Genomic DNA, 24,115 nt, shown 5'->3' with positions numbered 1-24,115 from the left:
CGCAGGCAGCTTGGCGGGGCAAGTCTCGTACCGCAGCCGCAGCATGCCGGCCACAGGTTTCATCGCCGCCCGGGCGTCGCGCGAAAACAGTCGACCACGCCAGTAACAAGGCCCGGTCGGGCTTGCGCGTGGCGCAGTTCGTGCGACACGTTAACGAATTGCAATGCTCGATCATCCCGGGCCCAGGCGAGGAGCAGTACCGATGGCAGGGTCGCGACTCACGACGATGATCTTCGTCGGCATGCTCCTCGGGATCGCCGTCGGCTATGCCTGCAGCATCACCTGGCCCGACCCGCAGACCGCCAAGGAGATCGCCGGCTACATCGCGCTGGTCTCCGACGTGTTCCTGCGCCTGATCAAGATGATCATCGCCCCGCTGGTCTTCTCCACGCTGGTGGTGGGCATCGCGCATCTCGGGGACACCGCCGCGGTCGGCCGGGTCGGCGGCAAGGCGCTGCTCTGGTTCGTCGGCGCCTCGTTCTGCTCGCTGATGCTCGGCCTCATCATGGTCAACCTGATGCAGCCCGGCCAAAACCTGAACCTGCCGCTGCCGGATGCCGGCGCCGGGACCGGCCTGAAGGCGGCCTCGCTCTCGCTCAAGGAGTTCGTGACGCACCTCGTGCCGAAGAGCGCCGTCGAGGCGATGGCCAACAACGAGATCCTGCAGATCGTGGTCTTCTCGATCTTCTTCGGCGTCGGCCTGGCCTCGCTCGGCGAGAAGGGGCGCCTGCTCGCGCAGGGCATCGAGGGCGTCGCGGACGTGATGCTCAAGGTGACGGGCTACGTGATGATGTTCGCCCCCGTGGCGGTGTTCGCCGCCATCGCGGCGACGATCACCACCCAGGGCATCGGCGTGCTCGTCACCTACGGCAAGTTCCTCGTGGAGTTCTACATCGGCCTCGGCGTGCTCTGGGTGCTGCTGATGGGGGTCGGCTTCCTGATGCTCGGGGCCGGCGGCATCGCGCGACTGTTCAACCTGATCAAGGAGCCCTTCGTGCTGGCCTTCTCGACCGCGTCGAGCGAGGCGGCCTACCCGAAGATGCTGACGAACCTGGAAAAATTCGGGGTGCCGAACCGCATCACGTCGTTCGTTCTGCCGATGGGCTACTCGTTCAACCTCGACGGCTCGATGATGTACTGCACCTTCGCGGTGATGTTCATCGCGCAGGCCTACAACATCCCGCTGAGCTGGGGTCAGCAGCTCACGATGCTGCTCCTGCTGATGGTGACGTCGAAGGGCATGGCCGGCGTGCCGCGCGCCTCGCTGGTGGTGATCTCGGCGACGCTGTCGCACTTCAACATCCCGGAGGCCGGGCTCTTGCTGATCATCGGCATCGACCAGTTCCTGGACATGGGCCGGTCGGCCACCAACGTGCTGGGCAACAGCGTCGCCACCGTGGCGGTCGCCAAGTGGGAGGGCCAGCTCTCGACCACCGACCAGCGGCTCGACCATGTCGGCACGGTGGCCTCGCCGGCGGAGTAGGGGCCGGGAGGCGCCTGCGCCGCCCGGCAGACTGAGGCGCGGAACGGCCGCCCCACCGATCACCTTGTCCTCGAGGTGACCGCGGAGCGGGCCTCGAAGGAGAGCTCCAGGGATCGCAGCCCCGGCCGGAGGGCTCCTTCGAGGCCTCCGCCTCAGGACGAGGGTGGCAGCGTCCGGGCGCTCTGGAACGTGATGCGGCGTAGGCAGTGCGCCCTGGAGGGCGGGTGATGGCGAGGCTTTCCCTTGCGTTTCTGGTCCTGGCGCTGGCTGGCGCGGCGCCGGCCTCCGCCTTCGAGGTGCTCACCGGGACGCTCAGGCGCGTCGCCGAGCGCGGGGAGATCGTGCTCGGCTACCGGGAGAGCTCGGTGCCGTTCTCGTTCGTGGAGGGCAGGCACCCGGACGGCAGCCCCCGGGCGATCGGCTACGCCATCGACCTCTGCGGCGAGATCGCCGACGACGTCCAGGCGGCGATCGGCCGGCCGGTGAGGATCCGCTACGCGCCGGTCACCGCCGAGACGCGCATCGAGGCGGTGACCTCCGGCAAGATCGACCTCGAATGCGGCTCGACCACCGCCAATGCCGAGCGGCGCAAGCAGGTCGCCTTCTCGCCGGTGGACTACATCAGCGCGACGCAGCTCCTGGTGAAGCGCGGATCGGGCATCGCCTCCTACCGGGATCTCGGCGGCAAGACCGTGGTGGTGACGGCCGGCACCACCAACGACAAGGCCGTGCGCGACCTGCTCGCCCGCCTGAAGATCGACGCGCAGGTGGTGACGGCCCCCGACCACGCCGCCTCCTACGCGATGGTGAAGGCCGGCAAGGCCGACGCCTTCGCCACCGACGACGTGCTGCTCTACGGGCTGATCGCCACGGACACGCAGGACGGGTCGAACTACACGGTGCTGCCCGACAAGCTCTCCTACGAGCCCTACGGCATCATGTTCCGCAAGGACGACCCGGAACTCGCCGGCCTCGTTCAGCAGACCTTCACGCGGCTCGCCGAGTCCCGGGCGCTGCGCTGGACCTACGAGCGCTGGTTCCTCAAGCGCCTGCCCAACGGCGAGCGCCTCGACATCCCGATGTCGAACGACCTGCGGGTGAGCTTCCAGCTGATGGGCCTCGACGGCGGCGAGTGAGCGGCGCCGGGACGGGACGGCGCCTCGCTTTCGCCCAACGGGCGCGCGAGGAGATCCGGCCTGACCGCCTCCCTCCGCGAGCGTGCCTCCGCCCATGCCGATCGCCGCGCACTGTCCGAAACCGCCCGCCCTGCTGCTGGCCGCCGTCCTCGGCTGCGCCGCCTCGGCGGCTTCCGCCCACCCGCATGTCTGGGTGACCGCCAAGGCCCAGCTCGTCTACGAGGGCGGCAAGCTCGTCGGCGTCCGCGACACGTGGCGCTTCGACCCCGAATACACGGCCTTCGTCACGCAGGGCCTCGACACCAACAAGGACGGCAAGCTCAGCCCGGAGGAGCTCGCCGGGCTCGCGGCCGAGAACACCGCCAACCTCGCCGAGTTCGGCTACTTCACCAAGCTGAAGGTCGGCGGCAAGGACCAGGCCTTCGGCGATCCGAAGGAGCCGGCCGCCCACATGGAGGACAAGGCGCTGGTCATGACCTTCCTGCTGCCGCTGAAGAGTCCGGTCCAGCAGGGGCGGGGAGTGGCCGCGCTGGAGGTCTACGACCCGACCTACTTCGTCGCCTTCTCGTTCGCCGAGGGCGCCGACGCCGCGACCCTCGCGGGGGCGCCCCAGGGCTGCGCCGCCACGGTCACCCGGCCGAAGACCGAGCAGCCGAAGATGGCCGATGCCGGATCGCCGGGCATGACCGAGGCCTTCTTCGAGGCGCTCACCGCCGCCTCGACCTACGGGGTGCAGTTCGCCAGCCGGGTTCTCGTGGCATGTCCGTAGGCATCGGGATCGCCGCGCCCGCCGGGGCGGGCCGGCTGGGCCTGCGGCTCGGCCTCATGGCCCTGGCCGTCGGCCTCGCCGCCCTCCTGGCGGCCGCGATCGCGTGGCTCGTCGCGCCCGGCATCACGGCGCCGCTGCCGCGCTCGCCCTTCGGGATCGGCTTCCGGGAGGCCGCTCCGGCCGCCACCGGGCTCGGGGGCGTCGTCCTGGCGCTGCAGGCGAGCTTCTCCCGCAGCCTCAACGCCGCGGTGAGCGTGCTGCGGGGCGGCGGCAGCTGGAGCCCGCTGGTCGGGCTCGCCTTCGCGTACGGCGTGTTCCACGCCGCCGGCCCCGGCCACGGCAAGGCGGTGATCGCCGGCTACATCCTGGCGGGGGAGCGGGCGCTCCGGCGCGGCGCCGCGCTCAGCGTCCTCGCCGCGCTGCTCCAGGCCTGCGTGGCCGGGGCGATCGTCGGCCTCGGCACGCTGGTCCTCAACGCCACGGCGGCGAGCATCACCCGGGCCGGCACCCTGATCGAGACCGTGAGCTTCGCCCTCGTCGCCCTGATCGGGCTGGTCCTGACGTGGCGCAAGGCCGGACGCCTCGCCAATCTCGGCGCGGGCTGCGGCCCGGGCTGCAGCCACCTGCCCGGGCCGCAGGCCCTCGACACCCGCGACACGTGGCGCGAGCGGGCCGGGGTGGTGGTGGCGGCGGGCACGCGCCCCTGCGCGGGCGCGGTGCTGGTCCTGGTCTTCGCGGTGTCGCAGGGCGTGCCCGGTGCGGGCGTGCTGGCGGTCCTGGCGATGGCCCTCGGCACCGCGCTGACCACGACCGCGCTGGCCTGCCTCGCGGTCTTCGCCAAGCGGATGGCGTTGCGCCTCGCGGGCGGACGGGGGCAGGTCGGCCTCCTGGCGCTCGGCGGCCTCGAACTCGTCGCCGCCGCCTTCGTGCTGGTCCTGGGCACCGCGATGCTCTCCGGCCTCGCGCCGGGCCTCGGCGGCTGAGGGGCCTCGCCTTCCGGGGCGCGGCGTGCCACGCTGCGCGCCCGAGACGGAGAGCGCGCCGATGCATCCCGACTTCGCGACGATCCTGAACTGGCGCCTGCTCGCCGGATCGCATCCCTTCCCCGGCCCCGACGGCGGGACCTGCATCAACGAGGCGGCGATCGTGGCCGCGGGCCTGCCCTACCGGGCGATCCGCTCCAGCGCCGACTGCCCGCCCTGCTTCTCGCGGCCGGTCGCCGCCTACGCCCTCGGGCTCAACGACGCCATGCCGGACGAGGCGCGGCCCCAGCTGATGGCCTTCGTCCTGCGCCTGTCGGGCAGCGCCGACACCCCGGAGATCGAGGTCGCCCGCACGCGACACCTGGCGCTGGAGAGCGTCCGCCGCATCCTGGCGCCGCTCTGCGCCGTCGCCGGCATGGCCGCGGAGGCGGAGGCCTGCGCCGGCGCGCCGGACTGGCAGGCGGCCCTGGCGGCGGCGAGTGGCGGAGGGCGCGGCGCCCTTCGTGCCCGGGACCTGGGGCGCGGCCTGCGCGATCCTCGACGGCGTCCTCGCCATCGGCCGGCAGGCACCGGAGATCGCCCTCGTCGGCGCCCGCCAGCGCCTGGACGCGGCGCGCGCCCGTGTGCCGGCCTGATCAGTCCGCCGCGGGCGCGGCGTCGAGATCCAGCTCGATCGACCCGCAATTCTCCAGGAACGTGCCGGTGAGGTGGTAGAAGAACGTGCCGTGGCCGACCACCGCGATGGTGGTCTCGGGCCGGGCCCGCAGCCAGTCGCGGAACGCCGCGACCCGGGCGTCGAACAGGGGGCGCGGCTCCACCGGGTAGCCGCCGACCTCGCAGCCCGGCTCCGCGTGCCACCAGACCTCGGGCAGGTGGCCGACATCGAGGTGCGGGAACTCCGCGGCGATCTCCGAGGCGGCCCGGCCGACGTCGCAGCTGCTCTCCTGGCACTCGCGGTGCAGCACCTCCACGAGCACCCGCGGCCGGGTCGGATGGTCGCCGAACAGGATCGCCGCGGTCTCGATGGCGCGGGTCAGGGGCGAGACCACCACGAGGTCGAACGGGACCGGCCGGAGCCGCTCCCGCGCGGCCCGGGCCTGGGCCTGGCCCAGCTCGGTCAGGCGCGCGTCGGGCAGGCCAGGATCGCCGCGCCCGAGCTTGTGGGCGGCGTTGAAGGTCGACTGCCCGTGGCGGATGCAGACGATGCGGGTCTTGTCGGGCATGGATCTCGGAGGCGGTTCGGAGAGGGGACGGCGTGCCGGAGGGGTCACGCGAAGCGGCCGCCGCGCTGGATGACCTCGATCTTGTAGCCGTCCGGGTCGGTGGCGAAGAAGAACCGCGCCAGCACCTCCTCCCCGTGCTTCAGCGCCTTGATGTCGGTGGCCGTGAAGCCCTCGCGCCGGTGCCGGGCGTGCTCGGCCTCCACGTCGTCGACCACGAAGGCGATGTGCCCGTAGCCGTCGCCGAGGTCGTAGGGCTTGTCGCGGCCCTTGTTCACCGTGAGTTCCAGCTCGAACGGCGAGGCCGGGTCGCGCAGGTAGACGAGGGTGAAGTCCGGGAAGTCGAACCGGTCGGAGACCGCTAGGCCGAAGGCGCGGGCGTAGTAGTCGCGCGCGCGCTCCTCCTCGAGGACGCGGATCATGGCGTGGACGGGCTTCGACATGCGCTCGGGCTTCCGTGGGCACGCGGCCGGCGTGCAGGACCCTCTATGTGGCGCCGCGCCCGGCCCAGAAAAGGCCGCCGCGCGCAGGCCGCGGCGCACCGGTCGGGCAAACGGGACCTGCGACGATGTGTCCGATAGAATATATCCCAGCCGACCCGGTCACAAGTATAGCCGTTTCAGAGCCGATCTCACCGTTTTAAGCGTTCTAATCTGAATATTCAATTCAAATATCTTTCTCGTAGACCAGTACATAAAATCAAGTCGTGATAGAGACGCGTGGCACACACAAAAATATCAAGTCACGTCCGTATGTGACCGATGGATTAGGACCTTTTTTACGCGACTCACCGAGTTTGGGATCCGCGCAGATCGAATCACACGCCGCAGACTCCGATACCTAGACTGAATACTATGATAAATCTATCGAATATCAAAGTTCTTCCGAAATTCGTGGCCGTCATCGCCGTGATCAGCGCGATCTTCGGCGGATGCATCTGGTACGCGCAGTCGCGGATGACCTCGATCGACGACGGCTACAGCCGGTTCATCGTCAACGAGGCGGCGGCCGTCGCCGATGCGCGCCGGCTGAACCGCCTGGTGATCGAGCTGAACTACTGGGTCTACCGGGTCATCGCGGAGACCGATCAGACCCAGATGCGGGACGCCAACACGGGCTTCGAGGCCGTCCTGCCCAAGGTGACCGAGCTGCTGCCGGTCTTCCGCGCGCACGCCCCGACCTTCGCCGCGCGCATCGACGAGCAGACGGCTCGTATCGAGCGCTATCTCCGGGACGTGAGCGAGGTCCGTCGGCTCGGCACCGCCAACCAGAACGATCAGGCGATCGCGCTGGTCCATTCGGCGATCGATCCGACCTTCGCGGGCATGCTGGCCGAGGGCAACAGGATCGCCGAGGACATCTACGCCTACATGCAGAAGGGGTCGGACGATCTGACCGACCAGACCGACGCGACCCGCCGGACCCTGATGCTCGTCGGCGCCCTCGGGATGCTGGCGGGCCTGCTCGCGGCCCTGGTCATCGCCACGGCCGGGATCACGCGACCGCTCGACCGCCTGGTCAAGGTGCTGCAGCGCATGGCGCAGGGCGAGATCGACGCCGACATCCAGGAGGCGGCGCGTCGGGACGAGATCGGCGCGGTCGGCCGGGCCGTGGAAGGCATCAAGGCCATGGTCGCCCGCAAGGCCGCCGAGGAGGCCGAGACCCGTCGCGTCGCCGACGCGGCGGCCCTCGCCGAGCGCCGGCGCACCATGCTGGAACTCGCCGACGGGTTCGAGCGGGCCGTCGGCGGCATCGTCGGCATGGTCTCGTCCTCGGCCACCGAGCTGCAGGCCACCGCCCAGACCATGACGTCGAGCGCCACCGAGACCGCCAGCCAGTCCACCACCGTGGCCGCCGCCGCCGAGCAGGCCTCCGCCAACGTCCAGACCGTGGCGGCCGCCGCCGAGGAGCTCGGCACGTCGGTGCAGGAGATCGGCCGGCAGGTCCTCGGCTCGGCCAGCCTCGCGCAGACGGCGGTCGGTGAGGCGGACGAGACCCAGCACCTCGTGCAGGCCCTGAGCCAGGCGGCGACCCGCATCGGCGACATGGTCGGGCTGATCACGACCATCGCCGGGCAGACCAACCTGCTCGCGCTCAACGCCACGATCGAGGCGGCGCGCGCCGGCGAGGCCGGGCGCGGCTTCGCGGTGGTCGCCGTCGAGGTCAAGGAGCTCGCCGCGCAGACCGCCCGCGCCACCGAGGAGATCAGCCAGCAGATCGGGCAGATCCAGGGCGTGACCGGCCAGGCCGTCGCGGCCATCGGTGGGATCACGGCGCGCATCCGCGAGATCGACGCGGTCGCGACGACCATCGCGGCGGCGGTGGAGCAGCAGGGCGCGGCCACGCAGGAGATCGTCCGCAACGTTTCCCAGGCGGCGGCCGGGACCGACGAGGTGACCAGCAACATCACGGGCGTGGCCAAGGCCTCGGAGGAGACCGGCGCCGCGGCCACCCAGGTGCTCGGGGCGGCCGGCGAGCTGTCGCGGCAATCCGAGCATCTGGGCGCGGAGGTCGCCCGCTTCCTCGGGACCGTCCGGGCCGCCTGAGGCCGGGTCAGCTCCCGATCCGCAGGACCTCCGTCCGGGCGCCGGCCTGCGCGAAGGCGTCCGGGTCGGCCCCGGTCATCCAGACTTGGCCCGGCAGCGCCTCCAGGGCCTCGAACAGGCCGGCCCGGCGGCGGGGATCGAGGTGGGCCGCCACCTCGTCGAGGAGGATCAGCGGAGCGATGCCGCTCATGGCGCGCACCAGCCGCGCGTGGGCGAGGACGAGCCCGATCAGCAGCGCCTTCTGCTCGCCCGTGGACGCGGTCCCGGCGGGCACGTCCTTGGGACCGTGGCGGACCACGAGGTCGCTGCTCTGCGGCCCGATCAGGGTGCGGCCGGCCGCCCGGTCGCGGGGGCGGCCGTTGCGGAGCGCCATGCGGTAGCGGTCCTCCGCCTCGATGGCCGGCCAGACCGCCACGAGATCGTCGAGGTCGCCCTCGAGGCGGATCGCGGCCCAGGGAAAGGGCTGCGAATCGTCCCGGGTCTCGGCGATCAGCCGGTCGAGGCGCTCGGCGGTCTCGCGCCGGGCGAGGGCCACGGCGACGCCCAGCTCGGCGACCTCCCGCTCCACCGCGTCGAGCCAGCGGTCGTCGTCGGGCCGCTCCTCCAGCAGGCGGTTGCGCGAGCGCAGGGCCCGCTCCATCGCGGAGACCCGGGCGCCGTGGGCGGCGTCGACCGCCAGCACGAGACGGTCGAGGAACCGCCGCCGGTCCCCGGCCGCCCCGCGGAACAGCCCGTCGAGGTCGGGTGTCAGCCAGACGACCCGCAGGAACTCGCTGAACGCCACCGGCGAGGGGGCGGTGGCGCCGTCGATCCGGCAGAGCCGGCTCGCCCGCCCGTCCGGGCCCGGCGGCTCGAGCCCCGTGCCGAGCCGATGCTCGGCCCCCTCGCGATCGAGGGTGAGCGAGACCGCGAAGCCCCCCGGGCCGCCGTTGCGCGCCATGGCGGCGAATTCCGCCCGGCGCAGGCCCCGTCCCGGCACGAACAGCGAGAGCGCCTCGAGCAGGTTGGTCTTGCCCGCGCCGTTCTCGCCGACCAGCGCCACGAACCGGGCCGCGGGGGTGAGCTCGAGATCGGCGTGGTTGCGGAAATCGCGGGCGATCAGGCGGGTGACGCGCGTCTCGGACCCGTCGGGCTCGACCGGCGGATCGAGGACATCGCTCATCGGTGAATTCGGAGGCCGGGACGCACCGCGCTCAACCATCCCTTCCTGTCTGATATCCCACCATCAGCTCACCCTGAAGTGCCCGCGTCGGCGGGCCTCGAGGGAGGGCTCCCGTATCCCCATCGCCGTCCGGAGGCCTCCTTCGAGGCTGCCGCCGCGCTCCGGCACCCCGAGACGAGGGCGGGAGCGAGACGTCGGCGGGCCGCCGCCTAGACCCGCATCGGCATCAGCACGTACAGCGCCGGCGCGCCCTCGCGGTCCTGGATCAGGGTCGGGGAGCCCGGATCCGCGAGCTTGAACAGCGCGGTGTCGCCCTCGAGCTGCGCGGTGATGTCGAGGAGGTAGCGGGCGTTGAAGCCGATATCGAGGTTGGCCGCCTCGTAATCGACGTCGAGCTCCTCGGTGGCGCTGCCGGAATCCGGGTTGTTCACCGAGAGCGCGAGGCGCCCTTCGGCGAGCCCGAGCTTCACCGCGCGCCCGCGCTCCGACGAGATCGTCGAGACCCGGTCCACGGCCTTCGCGAAGGCGTCGCGCTCGACGGTCAGCCGCTTGTCGTTGTTGGCCGGGATCACCCGCTGGTAATCCGGGAAGGTGCCGTCGATCAGCTTGGAGATCAGCGTCAGGCCGCCGGCGAAGCGCAGGCGGATCTTCGCGGGCGACAGGTCGACCGCGACGGTCTCGCCGCCGTCGTCGAGGAGCTTCTGGATCTCGGCGACCGCCTTGCGCGGCACGATCACGCCCGGCATGCCGACGCTGCCCTGCGGGGCCGGGATCTCGACGCGGGCGAGCCGGTGGCCGTCCGTCGCCACCGCCCGCATCGCCGGGCCGTTCTCGGTCTCCAGCGTGTGCAGGTAGATGCCGTTCAGGTAGTAGCGGGTCTCCTCGGTGGAGATCGCGAACTGGGTCTTCTCGATCAGCCGCTTCAGGTCGGCGGCGCCGATCTCGAAGCCGTGGGGCATCTCGCCGGCGGCGAGGTCCGGAAAGTCGCCCTCCGGCAGGGCACCGAGCGCGAAGCGCGAGCGGCCGGACCGGATCGTCATCTGGCCGGACTCGCCGCCGGTCTCCAGGGAGACCTGCGCGCCCTCGGGAAGCTTGCGCACGATGTCGTAGATCACGTGCGCCGGCACGGTGGTGGCGCCCGCATCCGCGACGTCGGCCGGGACGCTCTCGGTCACCTCGATGTCGAGATCGGTCGCCCGCAGCTGGAGCGCGGACCCGTCGGCGCGCAGGAGCACGTTCGACAAAATCGGGATCGTGTTGCGGCGCTCGACGACCCGGTGCACGTGGCCGAGCGACCTGAGCAGGGCCGCGCGCTCGACAGTGACTCTCATCGCAGTACTCAAGTGGTGTGGACGGCGCCGCGGCCGGCGACCGTCGCGGAATATGGCCGTTCAGCTTGGCGAAGGGGACCGGGGAACGCAAGGCCGCCGCGGGTGCACCGCACAGCGACCTCCGCGTCCAGGTCGGATGCCCATGTCCAAATCGGGGTATCGGCCGGGACTGCCCCGTGCGAAAGCGCCGCGACCGACCCGGATCCCTCCTCCCCATCCCGATCATGTTGCAGACCATCGAGACCGCGGGCGACACGGCCGGCCCGTCGCACGCCGCCCCGGGCGCCAGCCCGAGCGCAGGCCGGATCCTCGCCGCGAGCTTCGTCGGGACGGCGATCGAGTTCTTCGACTTCTACATCTACGCCACCGCCACCGCCCTGGTGATCGGCCCGGTCTTCTTCCCGGCCGGCGCGCCCGGCGTGCAGCAGCTCAGCGCCTTCGCGACCTTCGCCATCGCGTTCATCGCGCGGCCCGTCGGCGCGGCCCTGTTCGGGCATTTCGGCGACCGGGTCGGCCGCAAGGCGACGCTGGTGGCGTCCCTGCTGATCATGGGCGTCTCCACCGTCCTGATCGGCTGCCTGCCGACCTACGCGGCGGTCGGCTGGTGGGCGCCGGCGGCGCTCTGCCTCCTGCGCTGCGGGCAGGGGATCGGGTTCGGCGGCGAGTGGGGCGGCGCGGCCCTGCTGGCGGTCGAGAACGCGCCGCCGGGCCGGCGCGCGTGGTACGGCATCTTCCCGCAGCTCGGGGCGCCGGTCGGCTTCATCCTGGCCAATCTCGGCTTCCTCGCCCTCAGCTTCGGCCTGACCCCCGAGAGCTTCCAGGCCTGGGGCTGGCGCCTGCCGTTCCTCGCCTCGGCGGCGCTCGTCGGCGTCGGGCTCTACGTGCGCCTGAAGCTCACCGAGACGCCGGCCTTCAAGGCGGCGCTCAGCCAGGCGCGTCCGGAGCGCGTGCCCTTCGCCACCATGCTGACCCAGCACGGACACGCCGTCCTGGTCGGCACCTTCGCGATGGTGGCGGTCTACGCGGTGTTCTACCTCTCGACCGTCTTCGCCCTGGGCTACGGCACCGCCACCCTCGGCTACAGCCGGCCGACCTTCCTGCTGTTCGAGTGCATCGCGGTCTGCTTCATGGCGCTCGGCACCGTCGTGTCGGGGGCCGCGGCCGACCGCTTCGGCCGCCGGCCGGTGCTGCTCTCCGGGATGGCCATGACGTTCCTGCTGGGCTTCCTGATGGGGCCGATGCTCGGTCACGCCGCCGGCACCGGCACCTGGCCGCCGGTCCTGGGCTTCCTCTGCCTCAGCCTCCTGACGATGGGCTGGGTGTTCGGGCCGATGGGCGCCGTCCTGCCCGAGCTGTTCCCCACGCGGGTGCGCTACACGGGCGCCTCGGTCACCTACAATCTCGCGGGGATCCTGGGGGCCTCGGGCGCGCCCTACATCGCGCAGCAGCTCGCGGCCTATGGCGGGATCGGCTTCGTCGGGTTCTACCTGGCCGGGGCCGCGATCCTCAGCTTCCTCGCCGTGCTGGCCATGCCGGAAACCGCCGACCGCTGACGGGACCGTCCGCGCCCCGGCCTCAGCGGGCGGCGCGATCCCGAGCGGCCGGCACGGCCGGCTCGAAGCGCCCGAGGAAGCGCGTCCGCTCCCACAGCTCGATCGCGTCGCGCCCGACCATCGCCCGGGCGCGGCGCCGCGCCTGCGTGTCGTCCTCGGCCGACAGGATCTCGGCCGCGCAGACGCGGCCGGCCCGGTCGAGCCTGAAGGTCCTGTAAGCGCGGCTCCGGTGAGCCGTTCCAGCATCCAGCGCGAGCATTGCCAAATCCTCCGGCACGAAGCGTCCCGGAAGATGGTTAACCAACCGTCAATCGCAGATCTGCCGCCCTGAACGGACGCGCTCCTCGCCGGTCCGCCCCGGAGCGACGGATCCGATCCGGCCACGTCCGGACACCGCGCGCCACCCCTGGTCGGCGCGCTCAGCCCCGCTTGTCGAGCGGACGACCGAGCAGGCGGGCGAACTCGGCCTCGATCTCCTCCACCGAGAACGGGTTGCCGGATCCCTTCGCGTCGGGCGGCTGGACGGGCGGCGCGGCGGGCGGCGGAGCCGGCACGGGCGGAAGGGGGTCGGCCTTCGGCATCGCCGGCGGCGGCACGGGCCTGGGCGGGGCAGGGGCCGGCGAGGGNTGGCACCACCGGTTCGGGCGCGGGCGGCGCCGGGGCCGGTTGTGCCTGCGGCGCAGGCGGCGGCGCGGCGCCCAGGGGCGCGGAGATGTCCTGACCGGGTTCGTCGCCGCCGAACAGCGCGGGATCGAGGGGCAGCGTCACGGCCGGGGCGGAGGCCGAGCGCGGCACCGGCGACGGCACGACCACCGGCATCTCGAAGCCCGGGTCGAACAGCGGCTCCGCGCGCCGCCCTCCGGATTCCGGGAGCACGCGGGGCGGCTCGGGCAGGCGGCCGCCCTGGACGAGGGGGTCCGGGAGCGGCTCGTCCAGCGGCTCGGGCGCCAGCTCCGGCCGGATCGCCGCCTCCGGCAGCGGCCGCTGGCCGCGCTGGATGTTGCGCTCGACCACGACGTCGTTGGGGCCGCCCACCAGCAGCAGGTGCTCGACATTGTCCCGGCGCAGCAGGATCAGCTGCCGGGCCCGGTCGAGCTCGTAGACGTCGACGATCCCGAGCCGCGGCTGGCGCCCGCGGCTTCCGGCGCGGCCCGGCAGGGCCAGGTTCCGGCCAGTGAGCCGGCGCACCGTGAACACGATCGCCGCGAGCGCCGTGAAGATGACGGCGAAGATCACGATATACTGGACGATGGGGGAGCCGTCAGAGCCGAACACGGATTGCAGCCATCGCAAGATTACGCACTCGCACGTTCCGACCGGCGCGGGTGCGCGCCGGCACGGACTTGATCCATACCACGGCCGAGGGGCGGCAAGGCAAACGACGTTAAGAGTTCGTTAACAGACCTTTTAATTGAGCGCGCAGAAGACAATACGCCGGGACTGGGCGGCCGGCACGGCTCGACCGGCATTCGGCGGCCGAGACGGGCGCCCGATCGGCATGCCGCCGGCTTCCGCCCGACGGAGACAGAGCGGACACATCCGGCGCTCAGAAGCCGGCGCTCCGGCCCGCGCCCGCGGGTCGCCGCAGGCTCCCGCGATGACGCGTCCGCTCACGCTCCCCACTCTCGTCCTCCTCGCCGCGGGCGTCCCGGCCGCGGCGGCGCCGCAGCCCCCGGCCTGGAGCCCCTACGAGCGGAGCGCCGGGCTGGACGGGACGCCGTCGCGGTGCCTGCAGCACCGGCGCGGGACCGGGCGCGCCGGGAACGCGCGCTGGTACGTGTTCCAGGTGTTCAACGATTGCGGCCGGCCCGTCCGGGCGGTGTGCGACATCGCCTACACGCCGCTCTGCGATTACGGCCGGGACGTCACGGTCGCGGCCCATCTCGACGCGCCGGTCGAGCCCCACGGCGAGTCCCCGCCCTTCGGCCACGCCGCGCCGCCGGTCGACGGCCGCGCGCCGGGGTGCTTCTTCGCCCGCTGCACGGAGGAGCCGCAGCCCGCGCCGCACACCGACGCCCCGTGAGCTCGGGCTTAACGCGGCGTTAACCATGCGGGCGGCAGATTTTGCCGGGCCCGCTCGTTCCGGCGCGGCCACGCCATCCCGGAGGCGACCATGGCCCTCACCGACCTGCCCGTGCTGAGCATGCTGCGCACGCGGATGCAATGGGCGCAGGCGCGCCAGGGCGTGATCGCCGAGAACGTCGCCAACGCCGACATGCCGGGGTTCAAGCCCCGCGACCTCGTCGAGCCGCGCTTCGACCGGGCGACCGGCGCCCTCGCCACCACCGGCTCCAGCCTGACGCTGACGAGCGCGGGCCACATGGCGCCCCCCGGCCAGGCGGTCGGGGCCGATTCCAAGCGCGCGAAGGGTTTCGAGATCCGCCCCAGCGGCAACGGCGTCAATCTCGAGGACGAGATGATGAAGGCCGGCGAGAACCAGTCGGACTACCAGCTCGCGGCCTCGCTCTACCAGCACAGCCTGACCACCCTGAAGATCGCGATCGGCAAGAGCTGATGCGCGCCGGCCGACACTGGAGCGCTGACGGCCGCGGCGTCGCGGCAGCGGGAGGGGCCTGAGACATGGAATTCACGAAGTCGCTGGCGGTGGCGGCCGCGGGCCTCAAGGCCCAGTCGGGCCGGATGCGCATCATCGCCGAGAACATCGCCAACGCCGATTCCGCGCCGGCCTCCGCCGGGGCGCAGCCGTACCGGCGCAAGATCCCGACCTTCACCAGCCACCTCGACGATGAGACCGGCGCCAAGCTCGTCGAGGCGGGGCGGGTCAAGCGCGACCCGTCGGCCTTCCGGACCAAGTACGAGCCGGGCAACCCCGCGGCCGACGCCCAGGGCGTGGTGCAGATGCCCAACGTCAACGCCCTGATCGAGAACATGGACCTGCGCGAGGCCCAGCGCTCCTACGAGGCGAACCTCAACATGATCAGCGCAACCCGCAAGATGCTGGCGCAGACCCTCGGCATCCTGAAGTGAGCCCCGAAGCCCGCGGCAGGACCGCATAGCAAGGACGCATGGCGATGGCTTCGAGCAACTTCGCGGCGGGTGCCTACGCGGCCGTCCAGGGCCTCGCCGGCGGCCGGCCCGCGCCCCGGGTGCAGCCGACGACCGGCACCGGCACGGACTTCATGCAGATGCTCGGGCAGACCCTGGACAGCGTCGGCGATGCCGGCCGTCGGGCCGATTCCCAGGCCGTCTCGGCCGCCGCCGGCAAGGCCAACGTCGTGGACGTGGTCACCGCGGTGGCCGAGAGCGAGACCGCCCTCCAGACCATGGTGGCGGTGCGCGACCGCATGATCTCCGCCTACGAGGAGATCATGCGCATGCAGATCTGACCGGCTGCCCGCTCCTCCGCCCGCTCCACCCGCACAGATCGCATCCCCATGACCGGCCTCGCCATCCTCGACGTCGCCCGCGACGGCATCTTCGTGTTCCTCAAGGTGGCCGGCCCCCTGATGCTGGTCGCCCTCGCGGTCGGCCTCGCGGTCTCCCTGGTCCAGGCCCTGACGCAGATCCAGGAGCAGACCCTGATCTACGTGCCCAAGGTCGTGGCGGTGTTCGCCGCTCTGCTCCTGATGCTGCCCTTCATGGGCGACGCCATGGCCGGCTACATGACCCGCATCGCCGCCCGCATCGCGGCCGGCGGCTGATGCGCGCGCCGGCCGGGACAGGCGCGGCCGCCGCGTGCCATAGGGGCCGCGATGAACCTGCTCCTGCCCGGCATCGCCTCGGCCTACCTGATCACCTTCGCGCGTATCGGCACGCTGATCATGCTGATGCCGGGAATCGGCGAGCAGTCGGTGTCGCCGCGCCTGCGCCTCGCCTTCGCGCTGCTCACCGCCCTGGTGCTGTTCCCGACCGTGCGCCCGCTGCTCGGCGGCACCGAGGGCGTGGCCGGCCCGCGCCTGATCGGCCTGCTGTTCGGCGAGACGATCATCGGGCTGGTGCTCGGCCTGACGGTGCGGATGATCCTCGCCGCGCTCCAGACCGCCGGGGTGATCATCTCGGCGCAGGTCGGGCTGTCCTACGCCATGACGGTCGATCCGAGCCAGGGCGGCCAGCAGGTGGCGATCGGCAATTTCCTGTCGCTGCTCGGGATCACGCTGATCTTCGCCGCGGACCTGCACCATCTCGCCATCGAGGGCGTGGCCCGCAGCTACGAGGTGCTGCCCCCCGACGGCGTGCCGTCCTTCTCGGACGCGCTGATGCTGGCCACCAAGGCACTCGCCCGGGGCTTCACCCTGGCGGTGCAGATCTCCGGCCCGTTCATCGCCTTCGGGATCCTGTTCAACCTGGGGCTCGGGGTTCTCTCGCGGCTGATGCCCCAGATGCAGGTGTTCTTCCTGGCGGTCCCGGCCTCGGTGCTGATCGGGATGCTGCTGCTGATGGGCTGTCTCGGCGTCATGATGGGCGTCTTCCTGGACGACCTGGGCCGGTATCTCGGGGACTATGTCGGCCGCTGAGCGGCCGGACCGCCCGTGACCCGATGATGTCCCAGCTCTGAGCCCGACGCGCGATGGCCGACGATACCGACGACGAGGACAAGACCGAGGAGCCGTCCCAACGACGGCTCGATCAGGCGATCGAGCGCGGCGACGTCGCGACCAGCACCGAGATCAACACCTTCGCGATGCTGGCCGCTTTTACCCTGGCCCTGCTGGTCGCGGCCCCGACCATCGCCACGAACCTCCTGCACGGGCTCAAGGCCTACCTCGCCAACGCCCACACCCTGCCGGACGACGCCACGGCCATGAAGGCGGCCATGACGCGCGGCCTGTGGCTGTGGCTCCAGGCGGTGGCGGTGCCGGTGGGGCTGGCCGTCGTGGCCGGGCTGGCCGCCGGGCTCCTCCAGCACCCGCTGGTCTTCTCTGCCGAGACGCTGATGCCGAAATTCTCGCGCCTCTCGCCGATGGCGGGCGTGAAGCGGCTCCTCGGCATCGAGGCCCTGTTCCAGTTCGGCAAGGGCTTGGCGAAGATCGCCGCCGTGGGCGTGGTCGGCGCGGTGATGCTGTGGAACGACCGCGACCGGCTGGAGGTGTTCGCCCGCCTGGACCCGGCCGCCTCCATGCCGGCGGTCCTGTCCCTCAGCCTGAAGCTGCTCGCCGGCATGCTGTGCATGCACCTCGCGATCACCCTCGGCGACGCGCTCTACGCGCGGTTCCGCTGGCGCAAGCGCCACCGGATGTCGAAGGAGGAGCTCAAGCAGGAGATGAAGGAGTCGGAGGGCAACCCGGAGGTCAAGGGCCGCCTGAAGCAGCTCCGGATGGCGCGGGTGAAGAAGCGCATGATGGCCGCGGTGCCCACCGCCACCGTCGTGGTCACGAACCCGACCCACTACGCGGTGGCGCTGCGCTACGAGACCGGCATGGCCGCGCCGGTCTGCGTCGCCAAGGGCGTCGACGCGCTGGCCCTGCGGATCCGCGCGGTGGCGGCCGAGCACGGCGTCGCGGTGATCGAGAACCCGCCGCTCGCCCGGGCGCTGCACGCCACCGTGGAGATCGACCGGGAGATCCCGGCCGAGCATTACCGCGCGGTGGCGGAGGTCATCGGGTTCGTGCTGCGCCTGCGCAGACGGGCGGCCTGAGGTCCCGCGCCGAGCCACCGCTCCGCGCATCCGGGCCGGCGAAAGCCACGCTTCCTCCACCTTTTTTCGCGAGCCTGTGTCAAGGCTTGGCGCGACGAGACTGATGCCGCGCCGCGCATGTCCTGATATGGCCGGCGGACTAACCGGGTGACTGTTCTGGAATGAAGCCGATGGCCGACGTCACTGGACCTCCGGCGCCCGCCGCGGGCCCGCAGAATTCGGGTCCCCCGGTCACACAGGCGTCAGCCCTGCTGGGAACCGGCTCGATCGACCGGTCGGAGCAGCCGGGCCGGGTCGGCCTGCTGCTCGTGCTCGCCGGGCTGCTGGTCGGCGCCGCCATCGGCCTGTCCTTCGTGGCCAACGAGCAGGCCCAGTCGCTGATCGTCTGGCTGCTGGCCCTGCTGGCCATGGCGGGCGTGTTCTTCCTGTTCGCCCTCGCCATCGGGGCGCTCCAGCTCAGCGGCAGCGCCGCCCGGGACGACATCACCAAGGGCATCGTCGACGCCTCGCCGGACGGCAAGCTGGTCGTGGAGGATGGCGGCCGGCTGATCTACGCCAACGAGGCCTATCTCCGGATCGCCAGCGGCGACACCTTCTCGAACCTCGTGCCGGTGGAGCGCATCCTCGTCGGCTCGCCGGAAGTCTCCGAGGCGGTGTACCGCCTGTCGCAGGCCTCGCGCGATGCGCGGGCCCATACCGAGGAGGTGCGGATGTCGCCGCCCCTCGGTCCCACGGCCGGCGAGCGCGGCTTCGGCTGGTACCGGGTCTCGGTGCGGCCCCTGGCGCGTCCGCGCCGGGCAGCCTCCCTCTGGACGGTGGCCGACATCACCGCCGAGCGCGAGCGGCAGGAGAACGTCTTCCAGGAACTCCAGCACGCCATCGACTATCTCGACCACGCCCCGGCGGGCTTCCTGTCGATCGATCCGGCCGGCGCCATCGTCTACATGAACGCGACCCTGGCGGCCTGGCTCGGCTACGACCTCGCCAGCGTCGGCCCCGGCGGCCCGCACCTCACCGAGATCGCCCCGGAGGCGGACGTGCTCGTGCGCACCGCCGGCCTGCCCGGCGAGGTCCGCACCGACCGCTTCGACCTCGACCTGCGCCGCCGCAACGGCCACACCCTGCCGGTCCGGCTCTATCACCGGGTCGCCTTCGGCAAGGACGGCAAGCCCGGCTCGTCGCGGACCTTCGTGATCAACCGCTCCGCCGGGGCCGAGACCGACGAGCCGCAGCGCGCCGCCGAGGTGCGCCTCGCCCGCTTCCTCAACAACTCGCCGATCGCCATCGCGACCCTCGACAGCGGCGGCCGCATCGCCCGCGCCAACGCCTCGTTCACGCGGCTGTTCGGCACGATCCCGCGGCAGGCCGACGACGGCGTCCCGGACGGGGAGGGCGTGCCCCGGGTCGAGCCCAACGTCGCCGACTCGGTGGCCGACCGGACCGCCCTGGAGGCCGGGCTCACCCGCGCCGCGAGCGGTCGGACCGATCCGGAGCCGATCGAGGTCCAGCTGAACGGGCCCGGCGGCCGCTCGGCCCGGGTCTGGCTCAGCCCCGCCGACGGCGGCGATCCCGGCCAGCAGACCGACGAGGCCGAGCGGGTCATCCTCTACGCCCTCGACACGACGGCGCAGCGTCAGCTCGAGCAGCAGGTCGCCCAGGCGCAGAAGATGAACGCGGTCGGCCAGCTCGCCGGCGGCATCGCGCACGACTTCAACAACGTCCTGCAGGCGATCATCGGCTACTCGGACCTGCTGCTCGCGAGCCACCGGCCGACCGACCCGGCCTTCCAGGACATCATGCAGATCAAGCAGAACGCCAACCGGGCGGCGGGCCTCGTCCGCCAGCTCCTGGCGTTCTCCCGCCGGCAGACCCTGCGTCCGGAGGTGATGAATGTCGGGGAGGCGCTCTCCGAGCTGACCCTCCTCCTCAAGCGGCTCCTCGGCGAGCGCGTCGCCCTGGAGTTGAAGCACGGCCGCGAGGTCTGGCCCGTGAAGGCCGACGTCAACCAGTTCGAGCAGGTCATCGTCAATCTCGCGGTCAACGCCCGCGACGCCATGCCGGAAGGCGGCAAGCTGACGATCCGCACCGAGAACGTCTCCGATCCCGGGGCGGCCGCCGGCGCGGAGGGACGCGGCGGGGCGCCGGCCGGCGACCACGTGCTGATCGAGGTGCGCGACACCGGCCAGGGCATCCCGCCCGAGCTGATGGAGAAGATCTTCGAGCCGTTCTTCACCACCAAGGAGATCGGCAAGGGCACGGGCCTCGGCCTCTCGACGGTGTTCGGCATCGTCAAGCAATCGGGCGGCACGATCGACGTGCAGTCGAAGGTCGGGGAGGGCACTGCCTTCCGCATCTACCTGCCGCGCCACGTGCCCGTGGCCGAGCCCGAGGAGGTGCCGGTCGCGGCCGGCGAGCCGGCCCTGCCGCGCGCGGAGCCGCTCGCGCCGGCCTCCGCCGCCCCGCATCCGGACACGAAGACGGCCGCGGGCGGCGACGCCATCGCGCCGCAGGGCGGGAAGGCTCCGACCAGGGCCGACAAGCCGGCGCCGCGCAAGCCCGCCGCCGACCATACCGGACAGGGGACCATCCTGCTCGTCGAGGACGAGGATCCGGTCCGGGCGGTCAACAGCCGCGCGCTCTCGGCCCGCGGCTACACGGTGCTGGAGGCGGCCTCGGGACTCGAGGCCCTCGCGATCGTCCGGGAGGGCGCGCAGGCGATCGACCTCGTCGTCTCCGACGTGGTCATGCCCGAGATGGACGGCCCGACCCTGCTGCGGGAGGTGCGCAAGCATCAGCCCGACCTGAAGGTGATCTTCGTGTCCGGCTACGCCGAGGACGCGTTCCGCAAGAACCTGCCAGAGGGTGAGACCTTCAACTTCCTGCCCAAGCCCTTCAGCCTGAAGCAGCTCGTCGAGACCGTGAAGAAGACGATGGCGGATTGAGGCGCCGCGAACCGAGGACGGCGCGCCCGCACCCCGCAACGAGAAGCGGCCCCGGAGAAGCTCCGGGGCCGTCCATCACTCCGCACCGATCGATCCGCCGCGCGCCGATCCCGGTGCGCGGCGAAGCGGCCTACGCCTCACCCTCGTCGAGATCGTCCGCCGTCGGGGCGGCGTTCTCCAGGATCTTCTCGGCGACGAGGCCGGAATTCTGCCGAATCGAGCCCTCGATCTCGGCCGCGATCTTCGGGTTGTCGCGCAGGAAGCCCTTCGAGTTCTCGCGGCCCTGGCCGAGGCGCTGGCTGTTGTACGAGAACCAGGCGCCGGACTTCTCGACGATGCCGGCCTTCACGCCGAGGTCGATCAGCTCGCCGACCTTCGACACGCCCTCGCCGAACATGATGTCGAACTCGACCTGCTTGAAGGGCGGCGCGACCTTGTTCTTCACCACCTTGACGCGGACCTGGTTGCCGATCGCCTCGTCCCGGTCCTTGAGGGTCGAGATGCGGCGGATGTCGAGGCGCACCGAGGCGTAGAACTTGAGGGCGTTGCCGCCCGTGGTGGTCTCGGGGCTGCCGTACATGACGCCGATCTTCATCCGGATCTGGTTGATGAAGATGACCATGCAGTTCGAGCGCGAGATCGAGCCGGTCAGCTTGCGCAGGGCCTGGCTCATCAGCCGCGCCTGGAGGCCGGGCTGACTCTCGCCCATCTCGCCCTCGATCTCGGCCCGCGGGGTCAGCGCGGCCACCGAGTCGACCACCAGCACGTCGATGGCGCCGGAGCGCACCAGCGTGTCGGTGATCTCCAGGGCCTGCTCGCCGGTGTCGGGCTGGGAGATCAGCAGGTCGTCGAGGTTCACGCCGAGCTTGCGGGCGTAGACCGGGTCGAGGGCGTGCTCCGCATCCACGAAGGCGCAGACGCCGCCCTTCTTCTGCGCCTCCGCGATGGTGTGGAGCGCCAGGGTCGTCTTGCCGGACGATTCGGGTCCGTAGATCTCGATCACGCGACCGCGCGGCAGACCGCCGACGCCCAACGCGATGTCGAGGCCCAGCGAGCCCGTCGAGACGGTCTCGACCTCCTGGACCTTGTCGCTCTTGCCGAGGCGCATGATCGAGCCCTTGCCGAAGGCGCGCTCGATCTGAGACAGGGCGGCGTCGATCGCCTTGGACTTGTCCTTGTCCACCGGGGGCATGTCGACCACTTTCAATGCGGGCTGGGCCATCTGGCGGGCTCCTTATGAAGAGGTTGGACGCAGTTCACAACGCGCGTCGCCACCGCCTCTATGTACCTGTTTTGTTCTCACCCAGCAAGGCCGGAACGCCGCTTTGCCGCGCGCTTCCCGCGAAATCCCGTCTCGACGCACGAAAGCCCCGCGACGACCCCATATCATCCGATCAATAAATACCCGAGCGCCGCCATACACAGCGGCCGACCGCCAGGACCGGACGTGAGCCACGACGGGGAGCCCTCTCCGCCATCTCACGACGCGCCAGGCCGCTGCCCGATCGGGATCCCACAGTCCGACGAGAACCAGAAACGACGAAGCCCGGCACGAATCCGGCTCTCGCGAGTCGAATTGCGTCCGGGCACTCGTCTTACCGGTCACCGGGCCTTCCCGGGGTGGCTACCCCGAAGGGCAACGTCCCCGAAGCCGCGTGCCGGGACCTGGCGGATGCGAAGATCGCGGCCGCCGGGATCCCGGGATCAGGCGGCCTCGCCGGCCTCGGCCTGGGCGACCTCGCCCTCGACCAGCTTCCAGGTCTTGGTCTTCGAGAACGGGCGGCACTCCTCGATGAACACCGTCTGCCCAACCTTGGCGACGTTCGCCTCGTCGTGCGCGTGGTAGTTCTTCGAGCGACGCACGGTCTTCTTCATCACCGGGTGCGTGAAGCGACGCTCCACCTTCACCACGATGGTCTTCTCACCCTTGTCGCTGACGACGGTGCCCTGCAGGATGCGCTTCGGCATGGTTGTCTCCTAAAACCCGCCTCAGCCCTTGGCCTGCTGCAGCGTCTTGGCGCGCTGCAGAGTCCGGACACGGGCGATGTCGCGGCGGACCTCACGGACGCGGGCGACGTTCTCGAGCTGGCCGGTGGCCCCCTGGAAGCGCAGGTTGAACTGCTCCTTCTTGAGGTTGATCAGCTCGTCATTCAGCTGATCCGGCGACAGCGCCTTAAGATCAGACACTCGTTGGGTCGACTTCACGATATCCTCCGTTCAGTCGGCGATGCGCTGGACGACCCGCGTGCGGATCGGGAGCTTCGCGGCGCCGAGGCGGAGCGCCTCCTTGGCGATGTTCTCGGCAACGCCGTCGACCTCGAACATGATCCGGCCGGGATGGACCCGGGCCGCCCAGTAATCCGGGGCGCCCTTACCGGAGCCCATGCGGACCTCGGTCGGCTTCGACGAGACCGGGACATCCGGGAACACCCGGATCCAGACGCGGCCCTGGCGCTTCATCTCGCGGGTGATCGCGCGGCGGGCCGCCTCGATCTGGCGGGCGGTGACGCGCTCGGGCTCCACCGCCTTCAGGCCGAACTGGCCGAAGTTCAGCTCGAAGCCGCCCTTGGCCGCACCGTGGATGCGGCCCTTGAACTGCTTGCGGAAGCGGGTCTTTTTCGGTTGCAGCATGGCTTCCTACCTTACGCGTGCTCGCGCTCGCGGCGTCCGCGCTCGCGGCCGCCCTCGCCATCGCGCTCACGGCGTCCGCCGGAGCGGCCGCCCTCTTCCTGGGCCTTCTTGTCCTGGGCCATCGGGTCGTGCTCGAGGATCTCGCCCTTGAACACCCACACCTTGATGCCGCAGGTGCCGTAGGTCGTGAACGCCGTGGCGGTGCCGTAGTCGACGTCGGCGCGCAGCGTGTGCAGCGGCACGCGGCCCTCGCGGTACCATTCCTGGCGGGCGATCTCGGCGCCGCCGAGACGGCCCGAGCAGTTGATCCGGATGCCCTCGGCGCCCAGACGCATGGCCGACTGAACGGCCCGCTTCATGGCGCGCCGGAAGGCGACGCGGCGCTCGAGCTGCTGGGCGATCGAGTCGGCCACCAGGGTGGCGTCGATCTCGGGCTTGCGCACCTCGACGATGTTGATGGTCACGTCGGCCTTGGTCATGGTGCCGACGAGCTTGCGCAGCTTCTCGATATCCGCGCCCTTCTTACCGATCACCACGCCTGGACGACCCGAGTGGATGGTGACGCGGCACTTCCGGTGCGGACGCTCGATGACGATCTTGGAGACCGCCGCCTGCTTGAGCTGCTTCATGAGGGCGGCGCGGATCGCGACGTCCTCGTGCATGAGCTTCGCGTAGTCGCCCTTGTTGGCGAACCAGCGGGAATCCCAGGTCCGGTTGATGCCGAGCCGGAGACCGATCGGATTGACTTTCTGGCCCATCAGAT

The 24,115-nt window shown here is 71.3% G+C and carries 24 protein-coding genes and 1 pseudogene; 15 read left to right on the top strand and 10 right to left on the bottom strand.

What is annotated here, in order from left to right; translation table 11 throughout:
* The first annotated feature begins 202 nt into the window (after positions 1 to 202).
* The 5 genes and pseudogenes from MOTC310_RS04065 (at position 203) to MOTC310_RS04045 (ending at position 5,006) form a co-directional block, all read left to right on the top strand.
* Positions 203 to 1,483: a dicarboxylate/amino acid:cation symporter gene (locus MOTC310_RS04065; protein ID WP_331289799.1), complete on the top strand. Its 1,281-nt coding sequence runs from the start codon at positions 203 to 205 to the stop codon at positions 1,481 to 1,483.
* A 227-nt stretch (positions 1,484 to 1,710) separates the two neighbouring features.
* Positions 1,711 to 2,619, top strand: coding sequence for an amino acid ABC transporter substrate-binding protein (locus MOTC310_RS04060; protein ID WP_331300872.1), 909 nt, complete (start codon positions 1,711 to 1,713; stop codon positions 2,617 to 2,619).
* Positions 2,620 to 2,713: 94 nt separating this feature from the next.
* A complete protein-coding gene (locus MOTC310_RS04055; protein ID WP_331300871.1) occupies positions 2,714 to 3,388 on the top strand; it encodes a DUF1007 family protein in 675 nt (224 codons plus the stop codon).
* On the top strand, positions 3,379 to 4,371 hold the full coding sequence (locus MOTC310_RS04050) for a nickel/cobalt transporter (RefSeq protein ID WP_331300870.1): 993 nt from the start codon (positions 3,379 to 3,381) through the stop codon (positions 4,369 to 4,371). The genes MOTC310_RS04055 and MOTC310_RS04050 overlap by 10 nt, the downstream gene beginning before the upstream one ends.
* Positions 4,372 to 4,432: 61 nt before the next feature.
* Positions 4,433 to 5,006, top strand: a pseudogene (locus MOTC310_RS04045) (hypothetical protein).
* On the opposite strand, the gene MOTC310_RS04040 reads toward MOTC310_RS04045, so the two are convergent.
* Both MOTC310_RS04040 and MOTC310_RS04035 read right to left on the bottom strand, forming a co-directional pair.
* The gene (locus tag MOTC310_RS04040) at positions 5,007 to 5,594 is read right to left on the bottom strand and encodes a histidine phosphatase family protein (RefSeq protein WP_331300868.1); all 588 of its coding nucleotides are present in this window, start codon (positions 5,592 to 5,594) and stop codon (positions 5,007 to 5,009) included.
* Between the two features lie 44 nt (positions 5,595 to 5,638).
* Positions 5,639 to 6,034 (bottom strand): VOC family protein, encoded by a 396-nt coding sequence (locus MOTC310_RS04035; protein ID WP_331289795.1) that lies wholly within the window; start codon positions 6,032 to 6,034, stop codon positions 5,639 to 5,641.
* Between the two features lie 411 nt (positions 6,035 to 6,445).
* Here MOTC310_RS04035 and MOTC310_RS04030 point away from each other — a divergent pair, with 411 nt between their 5' ends.
* Positions 6,446 to 8,137 (top strand): methyl-accepting chemotaxis protein, encoded by a 1,692-nt coding sequence (locus tag MOTC310_RS04030; protein WP_331300867.1) that lies wholly within the window; start codon positions 6,446 to 6,448, stop codon positions 8,135 to 8,137.
* A gap of 7 nt (positions 8,138 to 8,144) precedes the next feature.
* On the opposite strand, the gene recF is transcribed toward MOTC310_RS04030, so the two are convergent.
* On the bottom strand, positions 8,145 to 9,299 hold the full coding sequence (gene recF, locus MOTC310_RS04025) for a DNA replication/repair protein RecF (RefSeq protein WP_331289793.1): 1,155 nt from the start codon (positions 9,297 to 9,299) through the stop codon (positions 8,145 to 8,147).
* A gap of 209 nt (positions 9,300 to 9,508) precedes the next feature.
* Positions 9,509 to 10,630: a DNA polymerase III subunit beta gene (gene dnaN, locus MOTC310_RS04020; RefSeq protein ID WP_331289792.1), complete on the bottom strand. Its 1,122-nt coding sequence runs from the start codon at positions 10,628 to 10,630 to the stop codon at positions 9,509 to 9,511.
* A 224-nt stretch (positions 10,631 to 10,854) separates the two neighbouring features.
* Between dnaN and MOTC310_RS04015 the strand changes: the two genes are divergently transcribed.
* Positions 10,855 to 12,183 carry an MFS transporter gene (locus MOTC310_RS04015; RefSeq protein WP_331300866.1) on the top strand — a complete coding sequence of 443 codons (1,329 nt, stop codon included), beginning with the start codon at positions 10,855 to 10,857 and terminating at the stop codon, positions 12,181 to 12,183.
* A gap of 22 nt (positions 12,184 to 12,205) precedes the next feature.
* Here MOTC310_RS04015 and MOTC310_RS04010 read toward each other — a convergent pair whose 3' ends face one another.
* Positions 12,206 to 12,442 (bottom strand): hypothetical protein, encoded by a 237-nt coding sequence (locus tag MOTC310_RS04010; RefSeq protein WP_331300865.1) that lies wholly within the window; start codon positions 12,440 to 12,442, stop codon positions 12,206 to 12,208.
* A 1,338-nt stretch (positions 12,443 to 13,780) separates the two neighbouring features.
* Here MOTC310_RS04010 and MOTC310_RS04005 point away from each other — a divergent pair.
* The 8 genes from MOTC310_RS04005 to cckA all read left to right on the top strand — a co-directional run bounded on the left by MOTC310_RS04005 (position 13,781) and on the right by cckA (position 20,721).
* A complete protein-coding gene (locus tag MOTC310_RS04005) occupies positions 13,781 to 14,206 on the top strand; it encodes a hypothetical protein (RefSeq protein ID WP_331300864.1) in 426 nt (141 codons plus the stop codon).
* 90 nt (positions 14,207 to 14,296) lie between these two features.
* A complete protein-coding gene (gene flgB, locus MOTC310_RS04000; RefSeq protein ID WP_331300863.1) occupies positions 14,297 to 14,698 on the top strand; it encodes a flagellar basal body rod protein FlgB in 402 nt (133 codons plus the stop codon).
* Positions 14,699 to 14,763: 65 nt separating this feature from the next.
* A complete protein-coding gene (gene flgC / locus MOTC310_RS03995) occupies positions 14,764 to 15,171 on the top strand; it encodes a flagellar basal body rod protein FlgC (RefSeq protein WP_331289785.1) in 408 nt (135 codons plus the stop codon).
* Between the two features lie 44 nt (positions 15,172 to 15,215).
* Complete coding sequence (gene fliE, locus MOTC310_RS03990) at positions 15,216 to 15,530, top strand: flagellar hook-basal body complex protein FliE (protein ID WP_012319201.1); 315 nt, start codon at positions 15,216 to 15,218, stop codon at positions 15,528 to 15,530.
* Positions 15,531 to 15,578: 48 nt separating this feature from the next.
* Positions 15,579 to 15,845 carry a flagellar biosynthesis protein FliQ gene (gene fliQ, locus MOTC310_RS03985; RefSeq protein ID WP_273563973.1) on the top strand — a complete coding sequence of 89 codons (267 nt, stop codon included), beginning with the start codon at positions 15,579 to 15,581 and terminating at the stop codon, positions 15,843 to 15,845.
* Between the two features lie 51 nt (positions 15,846 to 15,896).
* Complete coding sequence (gene fliR, locus MOTC310_RS03980) at positions 15,897 to 16,658, top strand: flagellar biosynthetic protein FliR (RefSeq protein ID WP_331289784.1); 762 nt, start codon at positions 15,897 to 15,899, stop codon at positions 16,656 to 16,658.
* 53 nt (positions 16,659 to 16,711) lie between these two features.
* A complete protein-coding gene (gene flhB / locus MOTC310_RS03975; RefSeq protein ID WP_331300862.1) occupies positions 16,712 to 17,779 on the top strand; it encodes a flagellar biosynthesis protein FlhB in 1,068 nt (355 codons plus the stop codon).
* A 170-nt stretch (positions 17,780 to 17,949) separates the two neighbouring features.
* A complete protein-coding gene (cckA, locus tag MOTC310_RS03970; protein WP_331300861.1) occupies positions 17,950 to 20,721 on the top strand; it encodes a cell cycle histidine kinase CckA in 2,772 nt (923 codons plus the stop codon).
* A gap of 130 nt (positions 20,722 to 20,851) precedes the next feature.
* Here the strand turns inward: cckA and recA are convergent, their stop codons facing one another.
* The 5 genes from recA to rpsC all read right to left on the bottom strand — a co-directional run bounded on the left by recA (position 20,852) and on the right by rpsC (position 24,110).
* The gene (recA, locus tag MOTC310_RS03965) at positions 20,852 to 21,913 is read right to left on the bottom strand and encodes a recombinase RecA (protein ID WP_373866322.1); all 1,062 of its coding nucleotides are present in this window, start codon (positions 21,911 to 21,913) and stop codon (positions 20,852 to 20,854) included.
* A 512-nt stretch (positions 21,914 to 22,425) separates the two neighbouring features.
* Positions 22,426 to 22,689 carry a 30S ribosomal protein S17 gene (rpsQ, locus tag MOTC310_RS03960; protein WP_331289781.1) on the bottom strand — a complete coding sequence of 88 codons (264 nt, stop codon included), beginning with the start codon at positions 22,687 to 22,689 and terminating at the stop codon, positions 22,426 to 22,428.
* A gap of 21 nt (positions 22,690 to 22,710) precedes the next feature.
* The gene (gene rpmC / locus MOTC310_RS03955) at positions 22,711 to 22,926 is read right to left on the bottom strand and encodes a 50S ribosomal protein L29 (RefSeq protein ID WP_158169164.1); all 216 of its coding nucleotides are present in this window, start codon (positions 22,924 to 22,926) and stop codon (positions 22,711 to 22,713) included.
* Between the two features lie 12 nt (positions 22,927 to 22,938).
* A complete protein-coding gene (gene rplP, locus MOTC310_RS03950; RefSeq protein ID WP_012319193.1) occupies positions 22,939 to 23,352 on the bottom strand; it encodes a 50S ribosomal protein L16 in 414 nt (137 codons plus the stop codon).
* 11 nt (positions 23,353 to 23,363) lie between these two features.
* Positions 23,364 to 24,110, bottom strand: coding sequence for a 30S ribosomal protein S3 (gene rpsC, locus MOTC310_RS03945; protein WP_012319192.1), 747 nt, complete (start codon positions 24,108 to 24,110; stop codon positions 23,364 to 23,366).
* Positions 24,111 to 24,115: the final 5 nt, after the last annotated feature.

Source organism: Methylobacterium oryzae, assembly GCF_036441375.1.
Taxonomy (GTDB): domain Bacteria; phylum Pseudomonadota; class Alphaproteobacteria; order Rhizobiales; family Beijerinckiaceae; genus Methylobacterium; species Methylobacterium oryzae_A.
Note: the sequence above shows the minus strand (reverse complement) of the source record. Positions and strands in the feature narration are given on the sequence as shown.